Annotated in this window: 2 tRNA genes and 1 rRNA gene; all 3 read left to right on the top strand. The window is 53.9% G+C overall.

Annotation, left to right across the window (positions count from 1 at the left end):
* The first annotated feature begins 280 nt into the window (after window positions 1–280).
* The 3 genes from ABIC75_RS23050 (at window position 281) to ABIC75_RS23060 (ending at window position 2,139) form a co-directional block, all read left to right on the top strand.
* Window positions 281–1,825, top strand: a 16S ribosomal RNA gene (locus ABIC75_RS23050).
* A gap of 150 nt (window positions 1,826–1,975) precedes the next feature.
* Window positions 1,976–2,052, top strand: a tRNA-Ile gene (locus ABIC75_RS23055).
* An 11-nt stretch (window positions 2,053–2,063) separates the two neighbouring features.
* Window positions 2,064–2,139 (top strand) — tRNA-Ala (locus tag ABIC75_RS23060).
* The last annotated feature ends 129 nt before the right edge of the window (window positions 2,140–2,268 follow it).

The raw sequence follows: 2,268 nt of genomic DNA on the forward strand, positions 1-2,268 counted from the left end.
CAGCAAAAATTCTTCGCTGAAGGTGTTGACGGACCGGAAAGATGATGTAAGATGAGCGGCTCACTCGGAACGAAATGTTCCAACGCAGAAACGGCAACGTGCTGCAAGTGATTGAGATCTTTGACAGTGTGCGCAGGTGACTTGTGTGGGCGTCTTGCGACGGACGATTGAATGTCCAATTAATGCAAGCGTCTAACCTAAGAGTCAATTCAAAAGCTTGACGTTTATGGTTAGGACATACGCTTCAGAAAGATAGATCAACTTCGGTTGGTCGAAAACTTAAGTGAAGAGTTTGATCCTGGCTCAGATTGAACGCTGGCGGCATGCCTAACACATGCAAGTCGAACGGCAGCACAGCAGTAGCAATACTGTGGGTGGCGAGTGGCGGACGGGTGAGTAATGCATCGGGATCTACCCAAACGTGGGGGATAACGTAGGGAAACTTACGCTAATACCGCATACGTCCTAAGGGAGAAAGCGGGGGACCGAAAGGCCTCGCGCGGTTGGACGAACCGATGTGCGATTAGCTAGTTGGTAGGGTAATGGCCTACCAAGGCGACGATCGCTAGCTGGTCTGAGAGGATGATCAGCCACACTGGAACTGAGACACGGTCCAGACTCCTACGGGAGGCAGCAGTGGGGAATATTGGACAATGGGCGCAAGCCTGATCCAGCAATGCCGCGTGTGTGAAGAAGGCCTTCGGGTTGTAAAGCACTTTTATCAGGAGCGAAATACTACTGGCTAATAACCGGTGGGGCTGACGGTACCTGAGGAATAAGCACCGGCTAACTTCGTGCCAGCAGCCGCGGTAATACGAAGGGTGCAAGCGTTAATCGGAATTACTGGGCGTAAAGCGTGCGTAGGCGGTGAGTTAAGTCTGTTGTGAAATCCCCGGGCTCAACCTGGGAATGGCAATGGATACTGGCTCGCTAGAGTGTGATAGAGGATGGTGGAATTCCCGGTGTAGCGGTGAAATGCGTAGAGATCGGGAGGAACATCAGTGGCGAAGGCGGCCATCTGGATCAACACTGACGCTGAGGCACGAAAGCGTGGGGAGCAAACAGGATTAGATACCCTGGTAGTCCACGCCCTAAACGATGCGAACTGGATGTTGGTCTCAACTCGGAGATCAGTGTCGAAGCTAACGCGTTAAGTTCGCCGCCTGGGGAGTACGGTCGCAAGACTGAAACTCAAAGGAATTGACGGGGGCCCGCACAAGCGGTGGAGTATGTGGTTTAATTCGATGCAACGCGAAGAACCTTACCTGGCCTTGACATGTCTGGAATCCTGCAGAGATGCGGGAGTGCCTTCGGGAATCAGAACACAGGTGCTGCATGGCTGTCGTCAGCTCGTGTCGTGAGATGTTGGGTTAAGTCCCGCAACGAGCGCAACCCTTGTCCTTAGTTGCCAGCACGTAATGGTGGGAACTCTAAGGAGACTGCCGGTGACAAACCGGAGGAAGGTGGGGATGACGTCAAGTCATCATGGCCCTTACGGCCAGGGCTACACACGTACTACAATGGTCGGTACAGAGGGTTGCAATACCGCGAGGTGGAGCCAATCCCAGAAAGCCGATCCCAGTCCGGATTGGAGTCTGCAACTCGACTCCATGAAGTCGGAATCGCTAGTAATCGCAGATCAGCTATGCTGCGGTGAATACGTTCCCGGGCCTTGTACACACCGCCCGTCACACCATGGGAGTGAGTTGCTCCAGAAGCCGTTAGTCTAACCGCAAGGGGGACGACGACCACGGAGTGGTTCATGACTGGGGTGAAGTCGTAACAAGGTAGCCGTATCGGAAGGTGCGGCTGGATCACCTCCTTTCGAGAACGACATCCTTCTTCCCCGCAAGACGTCCACACAAGACACCTGCATTTTTACGCGACATTCGTGCCGCGGACAGCGACCATCGCGCTTCGTAGCTTTGCTGCTACGGAACGTGCTTCGCTTTTCGCCGCTCGAAGATAGGTTCCCGGGTCTGTAGCTCAGGTGGTTAGAGCGCACCCCTGATAAGGGTGAGGCCGGTGGTTCGAGTCCTCCCAGACCCACCACTGAATCACTTGGGGCCATAGCTCAGCTGGGAGAGCACCTGCTTTGCAAGCAGGGGGTCGTCAGTTCGATCCTGACTGGCTCCACCATTGTCGACGTAAGAATGGCAGCGCACACATAAAGATTTAGAAACGAGGCGGCACTGTGGCCGTTCTTGTGTTCTTTGAAAATGTAAACGAGTGACAAGCGTCTTGGTTCGAAACCGAATCGAGATGTGT

Origin of the sequence: Dyella japonica, assembly GCF_040545895.1 — a bacterium.
GTDB classification, from domain to species: domain Bacteria; phylum Pseudomonadota; class Gammaproteobacteria; order Xanthomonadales; family Rhodanobacteraceae; genus Dyella; species Dyella japonica_D.